Raw genomic sequence first — 23,355 nt, 5'->3', positions numbered from 1 at the left:
GGGCGGGCAGGGATCGAAAAGCCCTGACATGATACAGGCTTCTTTATACAGGCTTCTTTTTGGCTTAAATATCCTCGCGCGAAGCGCAAAACCCGAGTGTCCGACAGGACGCGAGAGATCGGCGTGGCGCGGAACGCGCTGCCTTTGGCCTGATCGGTCAGCGCAGCGCCCAAAGAAAAAGCGCGCCCCCCAAGGAGACGCGCAAGTCTTCATCATCAGTCGATTGTTTAAGCGGCTTCAGCCTGCTGGCTGCGGCGTTCGCTTTCCTCGCGCGACAGCGCGACAGAGGTGCGGATGCCCTTGCTTACAAAATCCATTAGTCCGGTGACCACGCGCTCGTTCGGGTCGATCCCTGCGCAGGACAGAACCTCGCGGCCATCGCGCGAGCGGGCCCAACGTGCGATCTGTTCCGGGCCATTGCCGTATTTCTTGTCATCAGCAATCGCATCATCAAGTGCTGCCAAGACCACGGCAGCGAACAGTTTTTTAGCGCGCTGGCCCTGCTCGTGGTTGAATGCTGTTCCGTCGACGAAATCTCTCATCTCGCGTCCTTTTATTCTTGCTCTTGCATTTGCGGTGTGGAGCCTTGTATGGCTTATTTGAAACGATTCGGGTGACTGATTTTGGAATGCCTCCTATGCGTCCAGCGCATAGCTTGTCTCCTGTTTGCACCCGATCTAGTCTGCTTGCTCCTGTATTGTCCTCAATATATAGGTGCTGACAATTACCGATCAACCTTCTGACATGGTTTTGACACATGCCTAAAATCAACGGAAACGAAATCCGCCCCGGAAATATCCTGGAACACAACGGCGGTCTGTGGATCGCGGTCAAGTGTGACCACGTAAAACCCGGCAAGGGCGGGGCCTTTGCACAGGTCGAGATGAAGAACCTGCGCAACGGGACAAAACTGAACGAACGCTTCCGTTCTGCCGACAAGGTAGAGCGTGTTCGGCTGGAGCAAAAAGACCAGACCTTCCTGTATGAAAACGACGGAATGCTGGTGTTCATGGATTCAGAGACATACGAGCAGTTCGAAATCCCCGCCGATATTCTTGGCGAACGGCGCCCGTTCCTTCAGGACGGGATGATCGCCGTCATCGAATACCACGAGGACGAAGCGCTAAGCGCGACCCTGCCGCAGAAAGTGACCTGCCGCATCGCCGAGACAGAACCGGTGGTCAAAGGCCAGACCGCCGCAAACAGCTTTAAGCCCGCGATCCTTGACAACGGTGTGCGCATTCTGGTGCCGCCCTTCGTCGGTCAGGACGAGGACATCATCGTGAACACCGAAACGATGGAATACGCCGAGCGCGCCTGAGGCGCGACCAACATCACCCAAAATCAGGCCGCCCTCAGGGGCGGCCTGTTTCAGTCAGGGCTGTGTCAGCAGGCTGACCTGAGCATCGCCCGCAACCATCCCGTCGCCTGCACGGTCGAACCGCAGATAGGCGATGGCCTTCCCCCCCGATTGGGTAAAGATCTGGCCGACCGCCTTGCCCTCGCGCAAAATCCCCGTTCCGTCGGGGACTGGGGCGCTGATCGCGACAGTGGCAAAGCCCTTGCGCAGCTCTGTCTTGTGCTTCATCCGCGCGGTCACTTCTTGCCCGACGTAACAGCCCTTGCGGAAATCGACGCCGTGCAGACGTTCGAACCCCGCCTCCAGAATATAGGTCTCGTCGGGGATCAGCTCGATTCCGGTTTCGGGAATGCCATGCGCCACGCGCAGCGCATCCCAGTCGGTCACAGGCTCTTCGCCAACCTGCGTGCCATACATCCGCCAGCCAAGGGCCGCCGCACGCGGATCGGCAAAGGCGCCTTCGGGGCGATCCCCGATCCCGCGACAAACCTGCAGGTCAGAGGGCGCAATCACCACATCCGCCCGCAACTTGTACATAGACAGCCTGCGGATCAGCCCGTCGGCCAATAGGTCCTTCACATCCAGCAGGATCGCATCGCCGAGCCTGACAAGAAAGAAATCGGCAAGGTATTTGCCCTGCGGCGTCAGGACCGCAGCATAGACCAACCCGCTATCCATGCCCTTGACGTCATTGGTGACAAGGCCCTGCAAGAACTCTTCGGCGTCCTTGCCTGTGATTTCGAACAGGCGCCGGTCGGTTGTGCGTTCAGCGGTCATTTCATGGTCCCTCTCTGGATGTCCTTGTAATATAGGACATCGGGACAGCGGCAACAGGGCCGGCTTCGGGGAAATCCACATGCGCGCACCGATCAGTGTCATCGTTCCGACCCTCAATGCCTGCGGTTGGCTGCCGGCATCATTGGCCTCGATGATCGAGGGGCTGGATGCGGGCCTGATCCGCGAACTGATCGTCGTGGATGGCGGATCGACGGATGGAACGGTCGAGATGGCAACCGCCGCCGGGGCAGAGGTTGTGACCACGGGCTATGCGGGCGCGACAGAGGCCGCCAAAGGGGATTGGCTGTTGTTTTTGCAGCCGGGGGTGCAGTTGCGGCAGGGATGGGCGCAGGTGGTTCTGGACCATATCACTCATAAGGGAACCGCCGCATATTTCGGGACGACAGCCCGGCGCGGTCCGGTCCGTTGGCTTGCGGGGCTGTTTCGCGCGGTGCCGCCCCATACCGCGCTTCTGGTGCCATCGGCCATGGCGCGTTCGGGCGGGGCCGAACTGCACGGCACGGCGCTGTGCCATGCGCTGCGTGGCCGGTTGCAGCCGCTTGACGCGGTGGCCGACGCGGTGCGGCGCTGATTACTCTTCCAGCGACCGGAATTGCAGGTTGTACAGGTCGCTATAGGCACCGCCTCTGGCGATCAGCGCATCATGGGTGCCTTGCTCGATCACGCGGCCCTTGTCCATCACGACGATCTTGTCGGCATTCTGGATCGTTGACAGGCGGTGCGCGATGACCAGCGTCGTGCGGCCGACGCTGAGCCGTTCCAGCGCCCCTTGCACCACGGCCTCTGATGCGGCGTCCAGTGCCGATGTCGCCTCGTCCAGCAACAGGATCGGGGTATTGCGCAACAAGGCGCGGGCAATCGCCACGCGCTGCCGTTGACCGCCCGACAAGGCAGAGCCGCGCGGGCCGACGGGTGTGTCCAGACCGGTGGACAGCTTGGGCAGAAAGTCGGTCACATGGGCATCCCTGATCGCGGCCTGCAACGCCTCTTCGGAAATATCGGTGCGGCCCAGCAGAATATTCTCGCGGATGGTTTCGTCGAACAACAACGCGTCCTGTGTCACGACCGAAAACATGCCGCGCAGGTCGCCAAGGTTGAAGGCGTCGATCGGCACATCGTCGATCGCGATCATGCCGCCCATGGGTTCGACCAGACGGGTCAGCACGTTGAACACGGTGCTTTTGCCTGCCCCGGACGCGCCGACAAGTGCTGTCGTTTTGCCGGCCTCGGCGACAAAGCTGGCACCGTTCAGCACCGGCATGTCGCCATAGGTCACCGACACATCGCTCAACATAATCGCGGGCGCATGCACACCTGCCTTTTGCGGGTCCAGCGGGGCGACAATGGTCGGGCTCATGTCGAACAGGGCGCGCAGACGCTCCAGACCGGCCGCCGCCGATTGCCACAACCCGCTGATCCCGCCAAGGCGGCGCAAGGGTTCAAAGGCAAGCGCCATCGCGGTAAAGAACGACATGAATTCGCCCACGGTCTTTTCCCCGGCGATGATTTCCTGCCCGCCATAGATCAGCACCCCCAGAAAGCCGATGCCGGTCATCAGGTCGATCAGGCCGGGAATCAGCGCCCGCCCCAACGAGGATTTCACCTCTGCCGAGACACGCTGTGACATCAGCGCGCCATAGCGGCCCGCCTGATAGTCCTCTTGCGCGTTCAGCTTGATCGGGCCGATGCCGTGAAACACCTCATCCAGACGCGTCGACATCTGGCCCGCGATTTCCCGTGCGTCCCGCGCCCGTTCGCGCACGAACTTCTGCACCAGAACGCTGGGCAGGATCAAAACCGGAATTCCGACCAGCGCGATCACCGTCCACTGCCAGTCGATCCAAAGCGCCACACCGAACAGGGAAATCAGCGCGACGATATCGCGCCCCGCGCCGGTGATGATCGCCGACCAGACGCTGTTGACGCCCTGCACATCGCCCTGCACCCGCTCTATCAGATAGCCGGGCGGGTTGGTCTGATGAAACTGCATGTCCAGCGTCATCAGATGCCCTAAAAGGGCGTTCTGCACATCTGCGGCGGTCTTTTGCGAGATGACCGTCAGAACCACCTTCTGCCCGACGCTGCTGAACGCGCGGATGAAAAAGATCGCAAGGATCGACAGACCCACCCACCAGATCGCATCGGCGTTGCCGCCCACGAAGACCTCGTCGAACATGGGTTTCAGCACATAGCTGAGAACCCCCATCATCGAGCCTTCCATCGACATCAGGATAATGGCCACAATCAACCACAGCCGGTGCTTGACCAGATAGCCGCGCCACAGCCACATGAACAACCCACGGGAATTCTGCGCCGCGTCCTCTGGAAGGTTGGTGCTCACGGCGCTGACGCTCCTTTGGCTTCATAGCTGGCCCGCACAAGGGCCGGATCGTATTCGGTGCCGATCCACTCTTCCAGACTGATCGGGCCTTGGGCGTTGCGGGCCTCGTACATATCCAGAATATGATCCAGAATGCCGGTCTTGGTGAACTTCAGATGCAGATAGCGCCAGTGCAATTGCTTGCGCGCCTCTCTCATCGGGACACCTTCGATGATGTTCAGATACATCACCGCTGCCAGACCGGCGCGGTCGGCGCCTGATTTGCAATGCATCAGAAACGGCTTCTCGATGGTGCGAAAGGCGTCGATGACGTCCAGCATGTTCTGGCGCGGCGCCGCATGACGGGCGCTCAGGCTGCAATGTATCATGCTGATGCCATGCTCGGCGCAGGCCTCGGTTTCCAGCAGATAGGGGCTGGCGATCACTTTGCCGCGCAGGCTGAGGATCGCCTTGATCCCCATCGCCTTATACTGCGCAACCCGTTTCGGAGAGGGATGGTTTGATCGGTACACCCCCGGCGCAATCTGGTCGAGGTTGCTCCACAGCGCTCTCAGAAAGGCGTGATCGACCAGATTGAAATGCCGCCAAGCCGCCCGTCTGCGGGCTGGATCGGACAGATCGGTGCCTGTCGCCTCCTTCAGCGAATGTTCCCAGGCTTTGTGTTTCCGGTCGAGGGTCTTGAACAAACTCACAGATCTATTCCTTTTCGTCAGCCATGGCATCTAAGGGCAAAGCGGCCCTGTGGCAAGGTTGCGCGCAGGGAATTGACGTTGGTCAGGGGGCGGAATAGGTCATGAACAGTGTCATCCAAGGAACACCATTATGTCGCTTGCAAACGGTCGCCAGTATCTTGCCATTCCGGGCCCATCGGTCATGCCCGACCGCGTTTTGCAGGCGATGCACCGTGCCGCGCCCAACATCTATACCGGCCAGTTGGTCGACATGACCGCAAGCCTGATCCCCGACCTGAAGGCGGTGGCGCGCACCCGTCACCACGTTGCGGTCTATATCGCGAACGGCCACGGCGCATGGGAGGCGGCGCTGTCCAACACCTGTTCGCGCGGGGATCGCATATTGGTGTTGTCCACGGGCCGGTTCGCGCTGGGGTGGGCCGAGATGGCCACCATGATGGGCATCGACGTTCAACTGGTCGACTATGGCAACCGCAGCGATATCGACATGGATCAGGTGACGCAGGCGCTGGCCGCCGACACAGACCACAGGATCAAGGCGGTCCTGTGTGTGCAGGTCGATACCGCAACCTCGGTGCGCAACGATATCCCGGCGCTGCGCGCGACGATGGATGCGGCGGGCCACCCGGCGCTTTTGATGGTTGACTGCATCGCCTGCCTTGGATGTGACCGCTTCGAGATGGACGACTGGGGCGTCGATCTTATGGTCGCATGCAGCCAGAAGGGGTTGATGACACCTCCCGGCATGGGCTTTGTCTTTTTCAATGACAAGGCGGACCGCGCCCGCGACACCGCAAATTGTATCAGTGGCTATTGGGATTGGCGGCCCCGGATGGACCCGAAAGCCTTCTCCAATTACTTCTGCGGGACCGCGCCGACGCACCATCTTTACGGGCTGCGCGTCGCTTTGGACATGATCGTCCACGAGGAGGGCATCGAGGCCGTCTGGGCCCGCCACGCCAAACTCGCCCGCGCGGTCCACGCCGCATTGGAAACCTGGGCGCAGGACGGCCCGATGTCCCTGAACATCACCGATCCCGAAAAGCGCAGCCATGCGGTCACCTCTGTGCGCATCGGCGCGCCACAGGGCACAATGCTGCGCACCTGGCTGACCGAAAAGGCAGGCGTCACGCTGGGCATCGGCCTTGGCATGGGAACGCCGACCGATCCCATGGCCGACGGGTTCTTCCGCATCGGGCATATGGGCCATGTCAACGCGCATATGGTGCTTGGCACCCTTGGCGCGATAGAGGCAGGCATGACCGCGCTGGATATCCCCCATGCAAAGGGCGGCCTGAACGCCGCCGCAAGGGTCGTGTCAGAGGCCTGACCAGCCCCTTCTTTGTTCTAAAAATATCCACGGCGCGACAGATCCCGCCGTCGCGCCGTGAGTATTTGGACCGAGAAGAACCGGATCAGTTTGCGTGGGCTGCAAGCCATTTGTTCATCCACACAATTTCGGCCTCTTGCGCCGCAATGACAGTTTCGGCAAAGGCGCGGACCTCTGGGTCAGTGCCGTATTGCAGCACGATCCGGGCCATATCGACAGCGCCCTGGTGGTGCGGCACCATCCCGCGCACAAAATCGACATCGGCGTCGCCTGTCAGCGGCTGGCCCATGTCGCTGTGCATTCTGGCGTTCGCCGCGTCGAAGGCCACAGAGGAGGGCGCAGCCTGATCCGGCACCGTGGTCATCATATGGCCGGTATGGTCGGGTTCTGTCGCAAGGGCGGCTGTCGCAAAAAATGCGAGGCCGAGTGTCAGTGCTGCAAGGCGCATGGGAATATCCTGTCGGTTTGATTGCCAGTATGGTTTCGCCCCTTCCAGCAAGGGGAAGGCAAGTCACGTCGGCGTGAGGGCCCTTCGTGCGGCATCCAGCGCCTTTGGCAAGGCGGCGGCGAACAGGTCAAGATCGGCATCGGTGCCGCAAGAGACGCGGATGCAGCGGTCTTGCGGCGCGACGAATGGCATCCGCACAAAGATGTCCTCGGCGATCAGCCCTGACAAAACAAGGCGGGCAAAGGCACCGTCCTGCCCGCAGTCTATCGCGACAAAATTCGTGGCCGAGGGCAGCGGGGACAGGCCGTTCGCACGCGCGATCATGGCGATCCGGTCGCGGGCGGCAGCGACCTGTGCGCGCACATGGGCCAGATACTGTTGATCCTGAAGGGCGGCCAATGCTCCTGCCTGTCCGGTCCTGCCCATCCCGAAGTGGTTGCGGATTTTGTTGAAGGCCATGATCAGCGGGGCCGCGCCGATGGCATAGCCCACGCGTGCGCCCGCAAGGCCGTGCGCCTTGGAAAACGTCCGCATCCGGATCACGCGTTCGTCTTGCGGGCTTAGTGCGGGCGCTGTGCCCTCTGGCGCGAATTCTATATAGGCCTCGTCGAGGATCAACAGGCATCCGTCGGGCACTGCGTCGATCATCCGCTGGATCACGTCCGCGCTGTGCCACGTTCCCATAGGGTTGTCGGGGTTCGCGAGATACAGCAGCTTTGCCCCTGTCGCAGCCGCCCTGGCGATCAGCGCCTGCGGGTCCTCGTGGTCGCCCGCATAGGGCACCTTGTGCAGCACACCGCCAAAGCCCGCGACGTGGAAGTTGAACGTGGGATAGGCCCCGTCAGAGGTCACGACCGCATCGCCCTGACCCACCATCATCCGCGCCAGATAGCCCAGAAGCCCGTCGATCCCTTCGCCCACCATGATGTGTTCCGGCGCGATGCCGTGGTGTGCGGCCAGCGCCATGCGCAGATCATGGCTTTCGGGGTCGCCGTACATCCAGGCCTCGCTGGCGGCGGTCTGCATCGCGGAAATCGCGCGGGGCGAGGGGCCATAGACGCTTTCGTTTGCGCCAAGGCGTGCGGCAAAGGGGCGGCCGCGTGCGCGTTCCTGTGTTTCCGGTCCCACGAAGGGAACAGAGGAGGGAAGCGTTTGCACAAGCGGGGTGTATCTGGGTCCGGTCATGGGGCCGACAAAACCGCAAATCTGCGAGGGCGGCAAGCCCTTCCTGCGTGGCGGTGTCGGGGGGATGGGTTTTCCGGCGGCGCCCCCCATTATGCGGGGAGCGCCGGGGCGGTTTTGCTGTGTCAGCCGATTTCGGAAAGACGGGCCAGCGCGGCCTTGATCTTGGAGGCTTCGTCTTCGCCCTGGGTCAGCCGCTCGCGGTTTTCTTCGACCACTTCATCGGGGGCGCTGGCGACGAATTTGGGGTTGTTCAGGCGGCCCTTGATGCCACCCAATTCCTTGGTCAGCTTGTCTAGCACCTTGTCCAGTCTGGACTTTTCCTCGGCCACGTCGATGATGTCAGCCAGCGGCAGCGCGAAGGTGCCGCCTTCGACAGCCAAGGTGATGCAGCCCTTGGGCAGGTCGGTGACATGGGTCAGGCTTTGCACCCGCGCCAGCTTCAGTATCAGCGCCTCGGAGCGGGTCCATGCGCCTTGCGCGGCCTCGTCCAGACCCAAGTGCAGCATGTCGACCTTCAGTCCGGCGGGCACGTGCACTTCGGCGCGGGCGCTGCGGATGGATTCGATCAGGCCGATCACCCAGTTCATTTCGCGATCCGCATTTTCGTCAATCAGATCAGCGGCTTGGTAGGTGGGCCAATCGGTGTGGACCAACATCTTTTCGCGCGTCGCGGTGGTGTTCCACAACTCTTCGGTGATGAAGGGCATGATCGGGTGCAAAAGGATCATGCACTGGTCCAGAACCCATGCCAGCGTGGCGCGGGTTTCGGATTTCACCGCGTCGTCGCCATCCAGCAGCAGGGGCTTTGACAGCTCTACATACCAGTCGCAGACCTTGCCCCAGACAAAGGCGTACAGCAGGTTGGCGGCGTCGTTGAACCGGTAGTTTTCAAGGGCGGCATCGACTTCCTGACGAACCCGTCCGGTTTCGCCGATGATCCAGCGGTTGACGGTCTGAAGACCCTGCACATCGGATGCACATTCGATGCTCAAAGTATGCGCAGTGTCGGTGTAAGTGTCGTTCATTTCGGCAAAGCGGGCGGCGTTCCACAATTTGGTGGTGAAATTGCGATATCCGGCGATGCGCTGGGTGTCGAGTTTGAGCGCCCCCCCGAGAGAGGCCATGGCGGCATTGGTAAAGCGCAGCGCGTCGGCGCCGAATTCGTCGATCAGGTCCAGCGGATCGACGACATTGCCAAGGGATTTGGACATCTTCTTGCCCTTGGCGTCGCGGACGAGGCCGTGCAGGTAGACGGTTTTGAACGGAATCTGCTGGACGACCGAAAGCTGCATCATCATCATCCGCGCGACCCAGAAGAACAGGATGTCGGTTCCGGTGATCAGGGTCGATGTGGGGAAGTATCTTTGCAGCTCGGGCGTGTCCTCGGGCCAGCCGAGGGTGCCGATGGGCCAGAGGCCGGACGAGAACCATGTGTCAAGGACGTCTGGGTCGCGCTTGAAAGTAACATGAAAGTCATCGCCGCTATGACCATAGCTAGTCACATCGCTTTCCGAGACGGTGACTACTCCTTTGATGCCGAGCGCAACTTTGATTTCCGTCTGAACTTTTCGTGCCCCGTCCTTGAAAGAGGTCTTGCAGAAGCTCAAAGGTTCGCCTGATTCAACATCTGGCCACGCCTTCATTTCCTCGATCGATGGCCCATACCAAACCGGAATCTGATGCCCCCACCAAAGCTGGCGCGAGATGCACCAGGGTTCTATGTTTTCCAGCCAGTGGAAATACACTTTTTTCTCGCGCTCGGGCAGGATCTGGGTGTCGCCGTTGCGCACGGCGTCGATTGCGGGCTGCACGATTTTGGCGGTGTCGACGAACCACTGATCGGTCAGCATCGGTTCGATCACCACCTTGGATCGGTCGCCGAAGGGCTGCATGATTTTCTTGGTCTCGACGAAGGGCACAAGGATCACGTCCTCGTTGCCGTCCTCGTCCTTGACGGTGGTTTTGGTCATCACGGCCAGACCTTCGGCGGTGATGGCGTCGATGACCCGTGCGCGGGCCATGAAACGGTCAAGGCCGCGCAGCTCTTCCGGCACCAGATTGATGGCGTCGGTTTCGGCCTCTGTCAGGGTGCGCTCGCCCTTGGCCACGGCAATGGCGGTGGCGGCAGCCTCGGCATATGGGGCGCCGTCTGACCGCATCGCGGCTTTCGTGTCCATCAGCCGATAGCAGGGAATTCCGTTGCGCTGGGCGACGCCGTAGTCGTTGAAGTCATGCGCGCCGGTGATCTTGACCGCGCCCGAGCCGAAATCGGGATCGGGGTAGTCATCGGTGATGATCGGGATCAGGCGGCGCTGTGCCTTGGGGCCAACGGGAATTTCACACAACATGCCGATGATCGGCGCATAGCGGGCGTCGCCGGTGTGGACGGCGACAGCCCCGTCGCCCAGCATGGTTTCCGGGCGGGTGGTGGCGATGGCGATATAATCGCGGGTCTCGCGCAGCGTGACGGTGCCGTTCTCGTCCTTTTCGACGTAGTCATAGGTGGCACCACCCGCCAGCGGGTATTTGAAGTGCCACATGTGGCCGTCGACCTCGGTGCTTTCGACCTCGAGATCGGAAATCGCGGTTTCAAAGTGCGGATCCCAGTTGACCAGCCGCTTGCCGCGATAGATCAGGCCCTTTGCATACATCTCGGTAAAGACCTTGATCACGGCAGTCTGAAAGTTCGGGTCCATGGTGAAGGCGTTGCGCGACCAGTCGCAGGAGGCCCCGAGGCGCTTGAGCTGGTTGATGATGGTGCCGCCGGATTGCTCTTTCCAATCCCAGACCTTTTCCAGAAAGGCCTCGCGGCCCATGTCGCGGCGCGGCGGCAGGCCGGCCTTGGCCAGGTCGCGTTCCACGACCATCTGGGTTGCGATGCCGGCGTGGTCCTGTCCGGGCTGCCACAGCGTGTCGAAGCCGCGCATCCGGTGCCAGCGCACCAGAATGTCTTGCAGGGTGTTGTTGAACGCGTGGCCCATGTGCAGGCTGCCGGTGACGTTGGGCGGCGGGATCATGATGCAGAAGGGGTCAGCGCCGGGGCGGGCATTCGCGCCCGCCTTGAAGGCGCCGGCCTGTTCCCATTTCGCGTAAAGGCGCGGTTCGGCCTCGGCTGCGTCGAATGTCTTTTCCATTGCCATCAGGCTGCGTCCCAACTGAATTACAGGTTTACCCGATCATCTAGCGAAGGACGCGCCAAAGGGAAACCCCGTCTTGGCGGGTTGGGTTCAGACGGCCCATCAGACGGCACGGTCGATCTTGGTCGAGAGGTGGATCAGGCTCTCAGAGGAGCGGACGCCGGTGATCGACCCGATGGCGTCCAGCGTTTCGTCAAGATCCTGCGTGGTGCTGGCCGAGATTTGCAGGATCAGGTCGAAGCGGCCGCTGGTGGTATGGGCGACCTCGACCGCGGGGAAGGTCTTGAGCCGTTGCAGGACGGCAGCGGTGGAGCGGGGTTCTATGGTGACTAGGGCCGTGGCGCGGATGCGGCCCCGTTTGCCTGCCTCGCCCAGTTTCAGGGTGTAGCCGGCGATGATGCCGCTGGTTTCCAGCCGTTCCTGCCGGGCCTGTATGGTGGATCGTGCGACGCCCAGACGGCGGGCAAGGGTGGCGACGGACATGCGGGCGTCCGCGCCGAGTTGGGCGATCAATTTGCGGTCAAGGTCATCCATATCGTCACCATTTTCGTTATTATGACAGATAAAACACCCAAAATAACCATTTTGCCAAGCGAATTCGTTCATCCTTTGGGTCATCCTGAATACGAGGCAGATCACAAAAGGTGACGCGATATGAGCAGACCCAGACCCCATTGGAGCGATCCGGCGCATTACCTGCGGTCCCGCCACCCCGATACCCCTGTGCTGTTCTTCCGGCCCCATGTGCTGCACGACACGGCGCGGGCGTTTCTGGCGGGGTTCGACGGGCTTGTGACCTATGCGGTCAAGGCCAATGACACGGTCGAGGTGCTGGACAACCTGATCGCGGCGGGGATCACCGGGTTCGACGTGGCGTCGCCGCACGAGATGCGGTTGGTGCGGCGGTTAAGCCCGACGGCGGCGCTGCATTACAACAACCCCGTGCGGTCACCTGCGGAACTGGCGGTGGCGCGGGCTGCGGGCGTTGTGTCTTATTCCATCGACGATTGCGCCGAGCTGGACAAGCTGCTGGCCTCTGGCCCCGCGAAGGGGATCGAGGTGGCGGTGCGGCTGAAACTGCCGGTGGCAGGGGCGGCCTATGATTTCGGGGCGAAATTCGGGGTGCTGCCGGATCATGCGGTGAACCTGTTGCGCCGTGTGGCGGCGTTCGGGTTTGTCCCCGCGATGACCTTCCATGTGGGCACGCAATGCGCCGACCCACAGGCATGGAACAGTTACATCCATGCGGCGGCGGATGTGGCGGCGCGGGCGGGTGTGACGCTGGCGCGGCTGAACGTGGGGGGTGGGTTCGCATCGCACCGCACGGGGGCGGCACCTGATCTTGCGTCGGTTTTCGCGACGATCCGTGCGGCGGTGGCTGCGGCCTTTGGCCCGAACCCGCCCGCCCTGGTCTGCGAGCCCGGTCGGGCGATGGTGGCGGATGCCTATACGCTGGCGGCCCGCGTCAAGGCGGTGCGGACGGGCGGTGCCGTGTTCCTGAACGACGGGATATACGGCAGCCTTGCAGAGCTGGCGCAGATCGGCGTGACCGACCGGATCACCGTTCTGGCGGCAGACGGGGCGCAGCGGCGCGGGCCGCGGCGGCCTTGTGTCGTGTTCGGGCCGACCTGCGATTCCCTTGACCGCCTGCCGACAGAAATCCCCCTGCCTTCCGATCTGGCCGAGGGCGACTATGTGCTGTTCGACGGTGTCGGGGCCTATTCCACCGCAATGGCCACGCGGTTCAACGGATACGGGCAGGCGGCGCTGATAACGCTGCAAAACGGTCCCTAGGGTCTGGACAGTCCGCCGCCGCCCGCTAGTGTTCACACGGCACAACACAAAGGGGCGCGTCATGGAAAAGTTCGGGAAAAGCCAGCCGGTCAAACGGGTAGAGGATGTGCGGTTTCTGAACGGACAGGGCCGCTATGTCGATGATATCGCGCCTGAAAACGCGCTTTATGCCTATATGTTCCGGTCCAGCGTGGCACATGGCGATATTGCCGCGCTTGATCTGAGCGACGCCCGCGCGGCAGAGGGCGTGCATCTGGTGCTAAGTGCTGCCGACCTGGAAGAGGCGGGCATGAACATCGGTATGACCGGTGTGCTGGTCCCCAATCGTGACGGCACCAAGGGGGCGGCGCCGATGCGGCCGATGCTGGCCAAGGGTCGTGTGCGCTATGTGGGGGAACCTGTGGCGCTGGTCGTGGCGGACACGCTGGCGCAGGCCAAGGACGCGGCAGAGATGATCGGCTTTGACGTGGATGAATTACCCCCCCATATCGCGCTGGCCAAGGGCGGGCCGCTGATCCACCCCGAGGCCCCCGACAACATCGCCTTCGATTTCGCGTCGGGCGACGAAAAAGCGACAGAGGCCGCCTTTGCCCGCGCCGCGCACCGCGTTTCGCTGTCGATCACTGACAACCGCGTCATCGTCAACTCGATGGAGCCGCGCGGCTGCTACGCCGAATGGGACGGAACGCGCCTGCATCTGTGTTTCAACGGGCAGGGCGTCTGGAACATGAAGGGCCAGTTGAACGACGCCTTCGGGTTGGGCGCAGACAACATCCGCGTGACAAACCCCGATGTCGGTGGCGGCTTTGGGATGAAAGGAATGGCGCACCCCGAGTATTTCTCGGTGGCGCAGGCGGCGCGGGCTCTGGGGCGTCCGGTGCGCTGGATGTCGGAACGGACAGAGGCGATGCTGTCGGACAACGGCGCGCGCGATCTGGTGTCCGTGGGGGAACTGGCGTTTGACGAGGATCTGAAGATCACCGCCTACCGCATCACCTCGACCTGCAATCTGGGGGCCTATAACAGCCAGTTCGGGCAGGCGATCCAGACCAATCTGTTCCTGAAGGTTCTGATGGGCACTTATGATGTGCAGACCGTATTCATGCACACGACGGGGGTTTACACCAACACCGTGCAGGTGGACGCCTATCGCGGGGCAGGACGGCCCGAGGCGATCTATGCGCTGGAACGGGTGATCGACTATGCCGCGCGGGAACTGGGCGTCGATCCCTGGGAGTTGCGCCGCCGGAACTTTATCCCTGCGGCGGACTTTCCGTATAAATCCGCCACGGGCGAAATGTATGATGTGGGCGATTTCCACCGTGTGCTGGGGCGGGTCGAGAGCTTGAGCGACAAGGCGGGCTTTGCTGCGCGCAAGGCGGCGTCGGCCAAGGACGGCAAGCTGCGCGGGCAGGGGCTGTGCTATTACATCGAGGCCATTCTGGGCGATCCTGCGGAAAGCGCTGCGGTTGAGTTTACCGAGGATGGCGGGGCCAGCATTTACGTCGGCACACAGTCGAACGGGCAGGGGCATGAAACCGTCTATGCCACGTTCCTGTCGGACCAGACCGGCATTCCGTTCGATAGGATTACAGTGGTGCAGGGCGACAGCGACCGCATCGCCACGGGCGGCGGCACGGGCGGGTCGCGGTCTGTCACGGTGCAGAACAACGTGACGCTGGTGACGGTGGCCAAGATGATCGAGGCGCTGACGCCGTTCGTGGCCGGGGAAATGGGGGTGTCCGCCGAGGCGGTGCGCTTTGACGACCTGCAATTCCGCGCCGAAGGGTCGAACATGACGCCGACCCTGCTGGAGGTGGCGGAGATGGCCCGCGCCAAGGGCCGCGTCGATCTGTTGCGCCACGAGGCGCGCGCGACCCTTCCCGGACGGTCCTACCCCAATGGCGCGCATGTGGCCGAGGTCGAGATCGACCCCGAAACCGGCGTTGTGAAACTGTTGAAATACACGGTGACCGATGATTTTGGCAACCTGATCAACCCGATGCTTGCCGAGGGGCAGGTGCATGGCGGAATCGCGCAAGGCTTCGGTCAGGCGGTGACGGAACATGTGGTGTATGACGCCGACGGCCAGTTGTTGACCGCGACGTTCATGGATTACGGGATGCCCCGCGCCGATGACCTGCCGATGTTCACATTTACGACAGAGGCAGTGCCATCGACCGCCAATCCCATGGGAATGAAGGGCTGCGGCGAGGCGGGCACGGTCGGCGCCCTTGCCGCCGTCGCAAATGCGGTGTTGGATGCAGTATGGGATCAGGGGGTAAGGCAGGTCGATATGCCGTTTACCCCGAACCGCGTCTGGGCAATTTTGAATGACCGAAAGAGTGCCACTGAGTGACAGGATTTTAGGCTGGTTCGGACGCCGGCCTAAACATGTGCATTCGGGGCCTGCGGTTGTGCGCGGCCGGATGGATCATGTGATCATTCTGGACGGCACGATGTCGTCGCTTGCGCCTGGGCAAGAGACCAACGCCGGCCTGACCTACAAGCTGCTGCGCAGCACGGCCAACGGCGCGCATCTGTCGATTTTGTACGAGGCGGGGCTGCAATGGCGGGACTGGAAAAGCACCTATGACGTGCTGACCGGACGCGGCATCAATCGCCAGATTCAGCGCGCTTACGGGGCCTTGGCATCCAGATACCGCCCCGGAGACCGGATTTTCCTGCTGGGGTATTCGCGCGGGGCCTATGCGGTGCGCTCGCTTGCGGGGGTGATCGACAAGGTCGGGCTGGTCCGGGCAGAGCAGGCGACGGCGCGCAATATCCGACAGGCCTATCGCCATTATCAGGATGGGCCGGAAACCCACGGGGCGCGGGCCTTTGCCGAGGTCTTTTGCCACGAGGACGTGAAAATCGAGATGGTCGGGGTTTGGGATACGGTCAAGGCGCTGGGCCTTCGGTTGCCGTTCTTCTGGCGCTACGCAACGGTGAAGCATGCGTTCCACAACCACCACCTTGGCCCGTCGGTGCGCCACGGGTATCACGCGCTGGCGATGGACGAGACGCGCGAGGCCTATGCTCCGGTGATGTGGATCTGCCCCGAGGGATGGAGCGGCGATATGGAACAAGTCTGGTTTCGCGGCACCCACGGCGATATCGGCGGGCAGATCGACGGAATCGAGGTGTCGCGGCCTTTGGCTAATATCCCATTGGTCTGGATGCTGGAGCGGGTCGAGCGCTGCGGTATCGCCCTGCCTGAGGGGTGGGCTGCGGCGTTTCCCTGCGACCCCGCCGCCCCTTCGATCGGGCGGTGGCAGGGGTGGAGCAAGCTGTTTTTGTCGCGCCGACGCCGGATCATCGGGTTGGATCGGTCGGAATCACTGCATTCCACCGCACAAAAAACGCGCATCAGCCAGCGCGCGTTGTCTGACCGGCAACGGGTCTAGCGCCCCGAGAGGCGCATGGCCTCCCTTTGCGATTACCGAAGCACGAAGGCCAGAAGGGCCAGACAAAGGATGATATTTACGATCCGGATGACCAGAGAAACCCGTTGGCGCATGGACATATGCCTGAACGGATCAATCATAGTCGAACCTTTCCGACAGAATGCGGTTGGACGGCGTACCGCGGGCAATAAGGTGCTCTTCAACCACATCCATCATGATCGCCGGACCGCACAGCACAAAAAGCCATTGGCGGAATTGCTCTGGCGTCAGGATCCGGTCCAGCAGCATAGCGTCGATGACGCCGGTCTCCCCCTCCCAGTTTTGTGGTGGTTCCGAGAGGACATAGGTGACCTCTTGCCCGTCCAGTTCCTTGCGGCAAATGATCTGTTCCTGCCGACGGTTGCCATAGACCAGCCTGATCTTGCGCGGATCACCCGTCAGGCGCATCTGCCGCAGAATGCCCAGCAACGGCGCGATGCCCACACCGCCCGCGACCAGCACGATGCCCGGTTCGGTTCGCCCCTCGACCGTAAGGCTGCCATAGGGTCCGTCAAGATAGGCGCGGGTTCCGGGCGTGATCTGGTCAAGCGTGCCGGTGAAATCCCCGAGCTCCTTGATTATAAAAGAAACATCCGGTCCAGAAGCCGGTGCAGAACTGATGGAAAACGGGTTTACATGCAATGAATACGGGCTGTGCCCGACATTGAGCCAGACAAACTGGCCGGCCTTGTAATCCATGCCGGCGTGCCCGTCAGGCGCAAGCGTCAGCCCCCATTGTTTTGGCGACAATCGGGCGATCGACGCGACGCGCCATCTTTTTGCGCGTTGGCGAAGCGGCGCGATCAGGTAGACATGAAGAAGCGATCCAACCGCAATGCCGGTCATCGCCAGCCAGAACCAGGCCATCACAGGGAGTGCGCCGTAGCGCCCGGCATAGGTCGCATGATGCAACAGCAAGAACGCAATCAAAAGCGCGCCGATGCCGTGCATCAGGCGCCATGTCTCGTATTTATAGTCCAGTTGCGTGCGGCCGACCGCCAGAAGAACAAGGCCCGGCAAAAGCACAAAAGCGGCAATGCCCGTGGCAAGATCGGAAAAATCGGTGGTGATCGTCAGTTGGCGGGTTGTATCCCAGGGCCGTGTGCCGCCCGATGGCGCGCCTGTGTACAAGAACGGGTGCAGCAGCGCAAAACCCAATGCAGTGCGCGCCATGATCTGATGGAACCGCATCGTCAAGTCCATGCCGATACCGTTGGAAATGCGTTTGAAACGGCCTGACAGCACGAACTCTGCGAGGATCATGGAGAAGGCCAGCATCCCGATCCCGGAGGCAAGTTCGTGGCGAAACGGGCGCGGTTCCCCCCCGAATTTCCACGACAAGATCAGGGGTGCCAAAACAGCCAGAAGATAAAGAAGGACAAGAAAAAGTGGTTTCATGCGCTCTGTTTGGCCGCATTTCCGGCATGTCACATTGAGGTATCTCAAGGGGCCCCCGGAAAACTTCGGCCCTGCGGGATTTATGCTGGCTATTCGGGGGCCGCTATGGCGTCCCGTCGTGTCTCTTTGAGAACCGAAACGATCGAGGCTGCGGTTTTCCTTGCCATATCAATCGGGTCGTATTCGGCCAGAAGCGGGGCATAGCCCCGGTCGACCATGCCGGTGTATGATTTCCGGCTCAGGCGATCGAAGGCAGTAGCAAGCTTGGCCCTGTCCGGTATGAACAACAGCGCGGTTGCCAATGTTTCAGCGCCTTGCCACTGATGAACGCCCGGCAGATCATGATACCAGGTCACGCCAAAATGTATGACGGGTTTTCCCATCAACAGCGCCTCCCATCCGGCGGTTCCGGTGACGGGTGCAACGCATTGCGCGTGCCTGATCAGATCGAATGACGGCACGTCGGCAGGCAAATAGCGAACATTCGGCATCGCGTTCAGTCGACGGTAAAAGCTTTCCCCACGCATATGACAGGTTTGCTTGGGGTTTTCCTTGGCGTAAATCAGCATGCCTTCGGGAAGGGCGGCCGAGAGTTCCTCCAGGGCGAGAAGTTGATCGCCAAATCGAAGGCCAATCGTGTCGGTGGTCATTTCCGGTTGCAGGCCGAAGGGGAAATAAATGAATTTTTCGTTCAAATCGAAATCAGTCTTGGCCTTTGAGCTTTCAGAAACAAGCCTGTATCGATCGGACGCACTGTTTATGCGATAAATGCTTCGCGTGAGAGACTTGGATTTCCAGATAAATTTTAAAGTAATAGTCTTGATGAAAATCTTCAGGCTCTCAGCGGCGATTTGTTTATTGTATTGAACGCGTGCATTTCTCTTGATGTTGCTTTTCATGTAGAAAGGTTCTTCAGGCGTTTCGGCAAGTGGAATCGTTTGATTGCAACCGTTTACGGTCTTGAACACGCCGTAATCTTCGATTTCCTTCATAATCCAGAATTTTTCGGGGAACGGGCTTTGATGGCAGATTAATATCTCTAATCCCATTGCCTTGGATAATCCGTATAGAATGAACAAAGACCCTTCGTGCGGAAAATTGGAAAACACGACTGTTGTGATGCGTTGGCGTCGCAACACATCATAAAAGAAATTTGCAGCCATGTGGAAAATGTTGTCCATCGCATTCCAGCTGCGCAGCACGGAATATTCAAGAAAGTTATTCCGTGTGAAGTGGCGGCGGAACGTATCAAAGTCATTCAAGAAAATGGTATTTCTCAAATCACTTGGCAAAAACACCCCTTGGGTGGACTTATGTCAAACTCTCTGATGTCGGCGTGCATATGTGTTTCGACACCCGCATCAAAAGGCTTTGCGCCCTTGTGCGGTGCCCTGATCCAGGCGCCGCATTCAATGCCTTGGTTCAACAGCGCTTCGCATTCTTTATCAGGAAAGCCGACAAGAAATATGCGCTTTCCGGTCAAGGTGTCGGCTGGGCCTGTCATGGAATGTCCTTTGGGTAATGATGTCACATACAAACTGGCGCAAGCTCTAATTCAATCTTGGGTTGCCGTAAATGCGCGGCAACACGCTAGTCGATTTTCATAATGATGCAGGTGGTTGATCCGGTGGCGTAAAGCTTGCCGTCATTGACGCCGCGGACCTCGCCCACGGCGACGCCGGTGGAGCGGCCCGTGTGCTGGGTTGTGCCGATGGCCTCGACCTGCATTCCCAGAGGGATCGCGCGGGTGATGTTGATCTTGTATTCCAGCGTTGTGTAGACCGAGCCTTTGGGCACCATTGTCATCACGGCGCAGGCCATGCAGCTGTCCAGGATCGTGCCATACCAGCCGCCGTGCACCGCGCCCTGCGGATTGGCGCTGTCAAAGGTGGGGGTGCCGCGAAACGCCACGCGGCCTTCCTCGACCGAGTGCAGCGAATAGTTCAGCGCCGCGGCAATGGGCGGGCGGGGCAGATCGCCCGTCAGCATGCCTTGCATGAAGGCAAGGCCCGACATCGACAGGGTTTTCGCGCGATCGGGAAGGTCTTCTGCGGATTTAGCGGTAAAGTGCCCGGCCATAGGTCCCTCTGGATTTTTGGCCAAGATTAGGCTGCGATCCGGGTAAGCGCAATGCGATCAGGCGACTTCTTCGAGCGCGACCTGACTTGTGACGCCAAGGGCATGGCACACGTCGCGCGACAGATGCGGGCGGTTCAGGGTGTAGAAGTGCAGGTCTTCGACGCCACCGTCCAGCAGGTCGCTGCACAGTTCGGTGCAGATCGCGGTGGACAGAAGATCCTGACGCCCGTCGCGGATCGCGGTCTCAAACGCGTCGGCCAGCCATGCGGGAACCGCCGTGCCGCAGCGCGCCGCGAATTTCTGCACACCGGCCCAGTTTTCGATCGGCAGGATGCCGGGGATGATCGGCGCATTGATGCCGGCGGCGGCGCAGGCGTCGCGGAACCGGAAAAAGGTGTCGGCCTCGAAGAAGAACTGGGTGATCGCGCTGGTGGCACCCGCGTCGATCTTGCGCTTCAGGTAGTCGACGTCGGCCTTCTGGCTTGCGGCCTCGGGGTGCTGGTCGGGGTAGGCGCCGACGCGGATCTTGAACTTTCCGGTGTCTGCCAGCGCCGCGATCAGTTCGCAGGAGTTGGCGAAACCTTCGGGGTGGGCGGTGAATTTGTCCTGACCTTTGGGGGCATCGCCGCGCAGGGCGACGATTTCGGTCACGCCGGCCTCGGCGTAGGCCTGCGCGATTTCAAGGGTTTCGGTGCGGGTCGCGTCAACGCAGGTCAGGTGGGCGGCGACGGTCAGGCCGTAGTTCTTGTGGATCGCGCCGACCGCCTCGTGGGTCAGTTTGCGCGTGGTGCCACCCGCGCCATAGGTCACCGACACGAAGGACGGCGCCAGAGGCGACAGCATCTGAACCGTTTCCCACAGGCGAAAAGACGCGTCCAGCGTCTGTGGCGGGAAGAATTCAAAGCTGATGCGGGGCGTGGTCATGACGGTTCCAATCTGAAATCTGTTGACCCCTTATTGCAAAACCTGCGATGTGAGACAAATTCATAATATTCATCACCTATATGAGGCTGACCACATAATGCACATCGAGTTCCGTCACCTGCGCACCATTCGCGCGATCCACGAGGCGGGTGGCCTTGCCCGGGCGGCCGACCTGATGAACATGACCCAGTCGGCGCTGAGCCATCAGGTGAAGGGGCTGGAAGAGCAGGCAGGGGTTGAATTGTTCGTGCGGCGATCAAAACCGCTGAAGCTGTCTGCGGCGGGGCAAAAGCTGTTGCGGCTGGCCGAAAAGGTGCTGCCCGAGATCGAGGCGCTGGAGGATGATTTCAACGGGTTGCGATCCGGCAAATCGGGGCGGCTGCATATTGCCATCGAATGCCACGCCTGTTTCGAATGGCTGTTTCCGGTGTTGGAACTGTTCCGCCGCGCCTGGCCCGATGTGGATGTCGATATCCGGCCCGGTCTTGCCTTCGGCGCCTTGCCCGCGCTGCAAAAGGAGGAGGTGGATCTGGTGATCTCGTCCGACCCCGAAGATCTGGAGGGCGTCGATTTCTCGCCCCTGTTCGACTATTCGCCGGTGTTTGTCGCGTCGAGCCAGCATCCTTTGGCACAGAAAGCCTTTGTCGAGGCCGAGGATTTCCGCGACGAGATGTTGATCACCTATCCGGTGGACAGGTCGCGTCTGGATGTGTTCACGGAACTGCTGACCCCGGCCAAGGTCGAGCCGAAAGGCATTCGTCAGGTGGAACTGACCGCCGTGATCCTGCTGTTGGTCGCGTCGAACCGCGGGGTTGCGGTGCTGCCCGATTGGGTGGTGCGCGATGTGAAGTATAACGTCGATTATGTGACCCGCCCGCTGACCGCCAAGGGCATGACGCGCAGGCTGTATGCCGCGACGCGCAGCGATGACACATCGAAGCCCTATATGTCGCATCTGATCCGGCTTGGCCGGACAGAACCGGTAAAACTGCAACGGGCGTAAGGGGTTCGGGGTCCGGCGGCAGGCACAATCACCAGCCGCCGGAGTGTTCATATGTCGGGGCGCGATCCTAGAAGTTGAATTCGTAGGTGGCGCGCAGGCCGACATCATAGGTATCAGAGGTGACTTTGCCGCCGTCGATGTCAAAGCTGAGATTGCCACCGCCGACAGGACCGCTGACGCCAAAGCCCACGCGGGGTGCGACAAAGTCGTCTTTGCCGGTCACGGTGGATTTGGAAGACACGTAATCCACAGCACCCGAGAGGTAGGGCATCAGGCCGGTGCTGCCCAGCGGGGTGCCGGATTCAAACCGCGCACCGAGCGAGGCCTTATAGCTGTCGACCTTGTTCGAGGCGACGGCACCGCCGGTTCCGGTATAGGCGGGCTGGTCTTCGCTGTAGCCGCTAAGCCGGCCAAAGGGGCGGATCGTGCCGGTGCTGGCGGCATATTCGCCGGTCAGCGACAGACCGACCGAGGTGCGGTCGGATTTGAAGCTGGTGCCGTCGAGCTTATACTCGGGGCGGGCGTAGCTGACATAGCCGTCAAGGATCAGATCACCGGCGAAACGCGATGCGAAATAGGTGCCGATGGCGGGAGAGTCCACCTTGGCGGATTTCGTCGCATCCTTGATGTCTGTGTGGCTGAAGCCCAGCAGGACACCGGCCAGAAAGTTGTCCGAGAACAGTTTGTCCGCGCCGACCACGACATCGGCCGAATAGCCGTCGATGCCGCCGTTATAGTTGCGACCTTCGGCCGAAACCCAGGCGTTCCATTCAGTGGTTTCCATCTGGCTGCGGGCCATGTTCTGGGTCGAGACGAACATGCGGTTCTTGGTCACGGTATTGCCCGCGCCCTCGCCAAAGCGGCTCTGCGTGTTGGTGGCCATGCTGTTGAAGAACGCCTGTGTCTGGCCGTTCGCGTTCAGGTTCGACGCCGAGGAGGAGAGGTTGGAGGCTGTGGCACCGAAGGGGGTGCAGCTGACTGTTCCTGGCTCAAGCCCTAATTGGTATACGTAGATTGTTGTGATGCCCGCCGCAACAACGATGGTCGCGGGGCCCACCGGAAGAGTCACAAATTTTTGCATGCCGCCAAACTGAGAATAGGCGAGGCCAGCGCTGACGGTAACAACGTCACCCTCGTTTACAGCAATATAGACTTGAGTGTCGCTGTTGACCGCTTGGTTGTCGAACTCGCCGCAGGTCAAATTAGTACTCATGCCCGCCATTGCCGGTGCGGCCCATGTTGTCAGCGCAATCGCCGCGGCGGCTGTGATGTATCCTGATAGCTTTGGTGCTGATATCATTTTGACTTAATGCCCATGTTATGTCGCTTGATAAATCGATGGGTATAGGGCACCTCGATTTTTACGAGTTTTCAGCTCCACACCTCGGCGCTACCGGTTTGAAGGTGGCCGGAGACCACT

General features: G+C 60.9%; 21 protein-coding genes. 7 read left to right on the top strand and 14 right to left on the bottom strand.

What is annotated here, in order from left to right:
* Positions 1-227 precede the first annotated feature (227 nt).
* Positions 228-542 carry a DUF6280 family protein gene (locus ACEN2R_RS16540; protein ID WP_442043788.1) on the bottom strand — a complete coding sequence of 105 codons (315 nt, stop codon included), beginning with the start codon at positions 540-542 and terminating at the stop codon, positions 228-230.
* Positions 543-757: 215 nt separating this feature from the next.
* On the opposite strand from ACEN2R_RS16540, the gene efp reads away from it, so the two are divergent.
* Positions 758-1,321, top strand: coding sequence for an elongation factor P (gene efp / locus ACEN2R_RS16535; RefSeq protein ID WP_442043787.1), 564 nt, complete (start codon positions 758-760; stop codon positions 1,319-1,321).
* A 54-nt stretch (positions 1,322-1,375) separates the two neighbouring features.
* Here efp and ygfZ read toward each other — a convergent pair whose 3' ends face one another.
* Positions 1,376-2,137 carry a CAF17-like 4Fe-4S cluster assembly/insertion protein YgfZ gene (gene ygfZ, locus ACEN2R_RS16530; protein ID WP_442043786.1) on the bottom strand — a complete coding sequence of 254 codons (762 nt, stop codon included), beginning with the start codon at positions 2,135-2,137 and terminating at the stop codon, positions 1,376-1,378.
* A gap of 79 nt (positions 2,138-2,216) precedes the next feature.
* Between ygfZ and ACEN2R_RS16525 the strand changes: the two genes are divergently transcribed.
* Positions 2,217-2,729: a glycosyltransferase gene (locus ACEN2R_RS16525; RefSeq protein ID WP_442043785.1), complete on the top strand. Its 513-nt coding sequence runs from the start codon at positions 2,217-2,219 to the stop codon at positions 2,727-2,729.
* Here ACEN2R_RS16525 and ACEN2R_RS16520 read toward each other — a convergent pair whose 3' ends face one another.
* Positions 2,730-4,499, bottom strand: coding sequence for an ABC transporter ATP-binding protein (locus tag ACEN2R_RS16520; protein ID WP_442043784.1), 1,770 nt, complete (start codon positions 4,497-4,499; stop codon positions 2,730-2,732).
* The gene (locus ACEN2R_RS16515; protein ID WP_442043783.1) at positions 4,496-5,191 is read right to left on the bottom strand and encodes a tyrosine-protein phosphatase; all 696 of its coding nucleotides are present in this window, start codon (positions 5,189-5,191) and stop codon (positions 4,496-4,498) included. Before ACEN2R_RS16515 ends, ACEN2R_RS16520 begins: the two co-directional genes overlap by 4 nt.
* Positions 5,192-5,321: 130 nt before the next feature.
* Here ACEN2R_RS16515 and ACEN2R_RS16510 point away from each other — a divergent pair, with 130 nt between their 5' ends.
* Positions 5,322-6,521 (top strand): pyridoxal-phosphate-dependent aminotransferase family protein, encoded by a 1,200-nt coding sequence (locus ACEN2R_RS16510; RefSeq protein ID WP_442043782.1) that lies wholly within the window; start codon positions 5,322-5,324, stop codon positions 6,519-6,521.
* Between the two features lie 85 nt (positions 6,522-6,606).
* On the opposite strand, the gene copM is transcribed toward ACEN2R_RS16510, so the two are convergent.
* From copM to ACEN2R_RS16490, 4 genes are all read right to left on the bottom strand, one after another.
* Positions 6,607-6,969, bottom strand: a complete 363-nt coding sequence (gene copM / locus ACEN2R_RS16505) for a CopM family metallochaperone (RefSeq protein ID WP_442043781.1) — start codon at positions 6,967-6,969, stop codon at positions 6,607-6,609.
* A 63-nt stretch (positions 6,970-7,032) separates the two neighbouring features.
* Positions 7,033-8,154 (bottom strand): pyridoxal phosphate-dependent aminotransferase, encoded by a 1,122-nt coding sequence (locus ACEN2R_RS16500; RefSeq protein WP_442043780.1) that lies wholly within the window; start codon positions 8,152-8,154, stop codon positions 7,033-7,035.
* 122 nt (positions 8,155-8,276) lie between these two features.
* Positions 8,277-11,294 carry a valine--tRNA ligase gene (locus ACEN2R_RS16495; protein ID WP_442043779.1) on the bottom strand — a complete coding sequence of 1,006 codons (3,018 nt, stop codon included), beginning with the start codon at positions 11,292-11,294 and terminating at the stop codon, positions 8,277-8,279.
* Positions 11,295-11,393: 99 nt separating this feature from the next.
* Positions 11,394-11,825, bottom strand: a complete 432-nt coding sequence (locus ACEN2R_RS16490; protein ID WP_442043778.1) for an Lrp/AsnC family transcriptional regulator — start codon at positions 11,823-11,825, stop codon at positions 11,394-11,396.
* A gap of 120 nt (positions 11,826-11,945) precedes the next feature.
* Here ACEN2R_RS16490 and ACEN2R_RS16485 point away from each other — a divergent pair, with 120 nt between their 5' ends.
* From ACEN2R_RS16485 to ACEN2R_RS16475, 3 genes are all read left to right on the top strand, one after another.
* Positions 11,946-13,085 (top strand): type III PLP-dependent enzyme, encoded by a 1,140-nt coding sequence (locus ACEN2R_RS16485; protein ID WP_442043777.1) that lies wholly within the window; start codon positions 11,946-11,948, stop codon positions 13,083-13,085.
* Positions 13,086-13,146: 61 nt separating this feature from the next.
* Entirely contained in the window at positions 13,147-15,444 is a 2,298-nt protein-coding gene (locus tag ACEN2R_RS16480; RefSeq protein ID WP_442043776.1) for a xanthine dehydrogenase family protein molybdopterin-binding subunit, read from the top strand.
* Complete coding sequence (locus tag ACEN2R_RS16475; RefSeq protein WP_442043775.1) at positions 15,419-16,492, top strand: DUF2235 domain-containing protein; 1,074 nt, start codon at positions 15,419-15,421, stop codon at positions 16,490-16,492. The genes ACEN2R_RS16480 and ACEN2R_RS16475 overlap by 26 nt, the downstream gene beginning before the upstream one ends.
* A gap of 132 nt (positions 16,493-16,624) precedes the next feature.
* Here ACEN2R_RS16475 and ACEN2R_RS16470 read toward each other — a convergent pair whose 3' ends face one another.
* The 5 genes from ACEN2R_RS16470 to metF form a co-directional block, all read right to left on the bottom strand.
* The gene (locus ACEN2R_RS16470) at positions 16,625-17,929 is read right to left on the bottom strand and encodes a ferredoxin reductase family protein (protein ID WP_442043774.1); all 1,305 of its coding nucleotides are present in this window, start codon (positions 17,927-17,929) and stop codon (positions 16,625-16,627) included.
* An 89-nt stretch (positions 17,930-18,018) separates the two neighbouring features.
* Positions 18,019-19,221 (bottom strand): capsular polysaccharide export protein, LipB/KpsS family, encoded by a 1,203-nt coding sequence (locus ACEN2R_RS16465; protein WP_442043773.1) that lies wholly within the window; start codon positions 19,219-19,221, stop codon positions 18,019-18,021.
* On the bottom strand, positions 19,206-19,433 hold the full coding sequence (locus tag ACEN2R_RS16460) for a hypothetical protein (RefSeq protein WP_442043772.1): 228 nt from the start codon (positions 19,431-19,433) through the stop codon (positions 19,206-19,208). The genes ACEN2R_RS16465 and ACEN2R_RS16460 overlap by 16 nt, the downstream gene beginning before the upstream one ends.
* 86 nt (positions 19,434-19,519) lie before the next feature.
* Positions 19,520-20,008, bottom strand: a complete 489-nt coding sequence (locus ACEN2R_RS16455; RefSeq protein ID WP_442043771.1) for a PaaI family thioesterase — start codon at positions 20,006-20,008, stop codon at positions 19,520-19,522.
* A gap of 57 nt (positions 20,009-20,065) precedes the next feature.
* Positions 20,066-20,932, bottom strand: coding sequence for a methylenetetrahydrofolate reductase [NAD(P)H] (gene metF, locus ACEN2R_RS16450; RefSeq protein WP_442043770.1), 867 nt, complete (start codon positions 20,930-20,932; stop codon positions 20,066-20,068).
* Positions 20,933-21,029: 97 nt separating this feature from the next.
* Here metF and ACEN2R_RS16445 point away from each other — a divergent pair, with 97 nt between their 5' ends.
* Positions 21,030-21,935, top strand: a complete 906-nt coding sequence (locus ACEN2R_RS16445; protein WP_442043769.1) for a LysR family transcriptional regulator — start codon at positions 21,030-21,032, stop codon at positions 21,933-21,935.
* Between the two features lie 67 nt (positions 21,936-22,002).
* Here the strand turns inward: ACEN2R_RS16445 and ACEN2R_RS16440 are convergent, their stop codons facing one another.
* On the bottom strand, positions 22,003-23,235 hold the full coding sequence (locus tag ACEN2R_RS16440) for an autotransporter outer membrane beta-barrel domain-containing protein (RefSeq protein WP_442043768.1): 1,233 nt from the start codon (positions 23,233-23,235) through the stop codon (positions 22,003-22,005).
* Positions 23,236-23,355: the final 120 nt, after the last annotated feature.

Origin of the sequence: Pseudogemmobacter sp. W21_MBD1_M6 (assembly GCF_052119585.1) — a bacterium.
Lineage (GTDB): Bacteria > Pseudomonadota > Alphaproteobacteria > Rhodobacterales > Rhodobacteraceae > JBGQOJ01.
The sequence above is the reverse complement of the archived record's forward strand: the minus strand, read 5'-3'. Positions and strand labels throughout refer to the sequence as shown.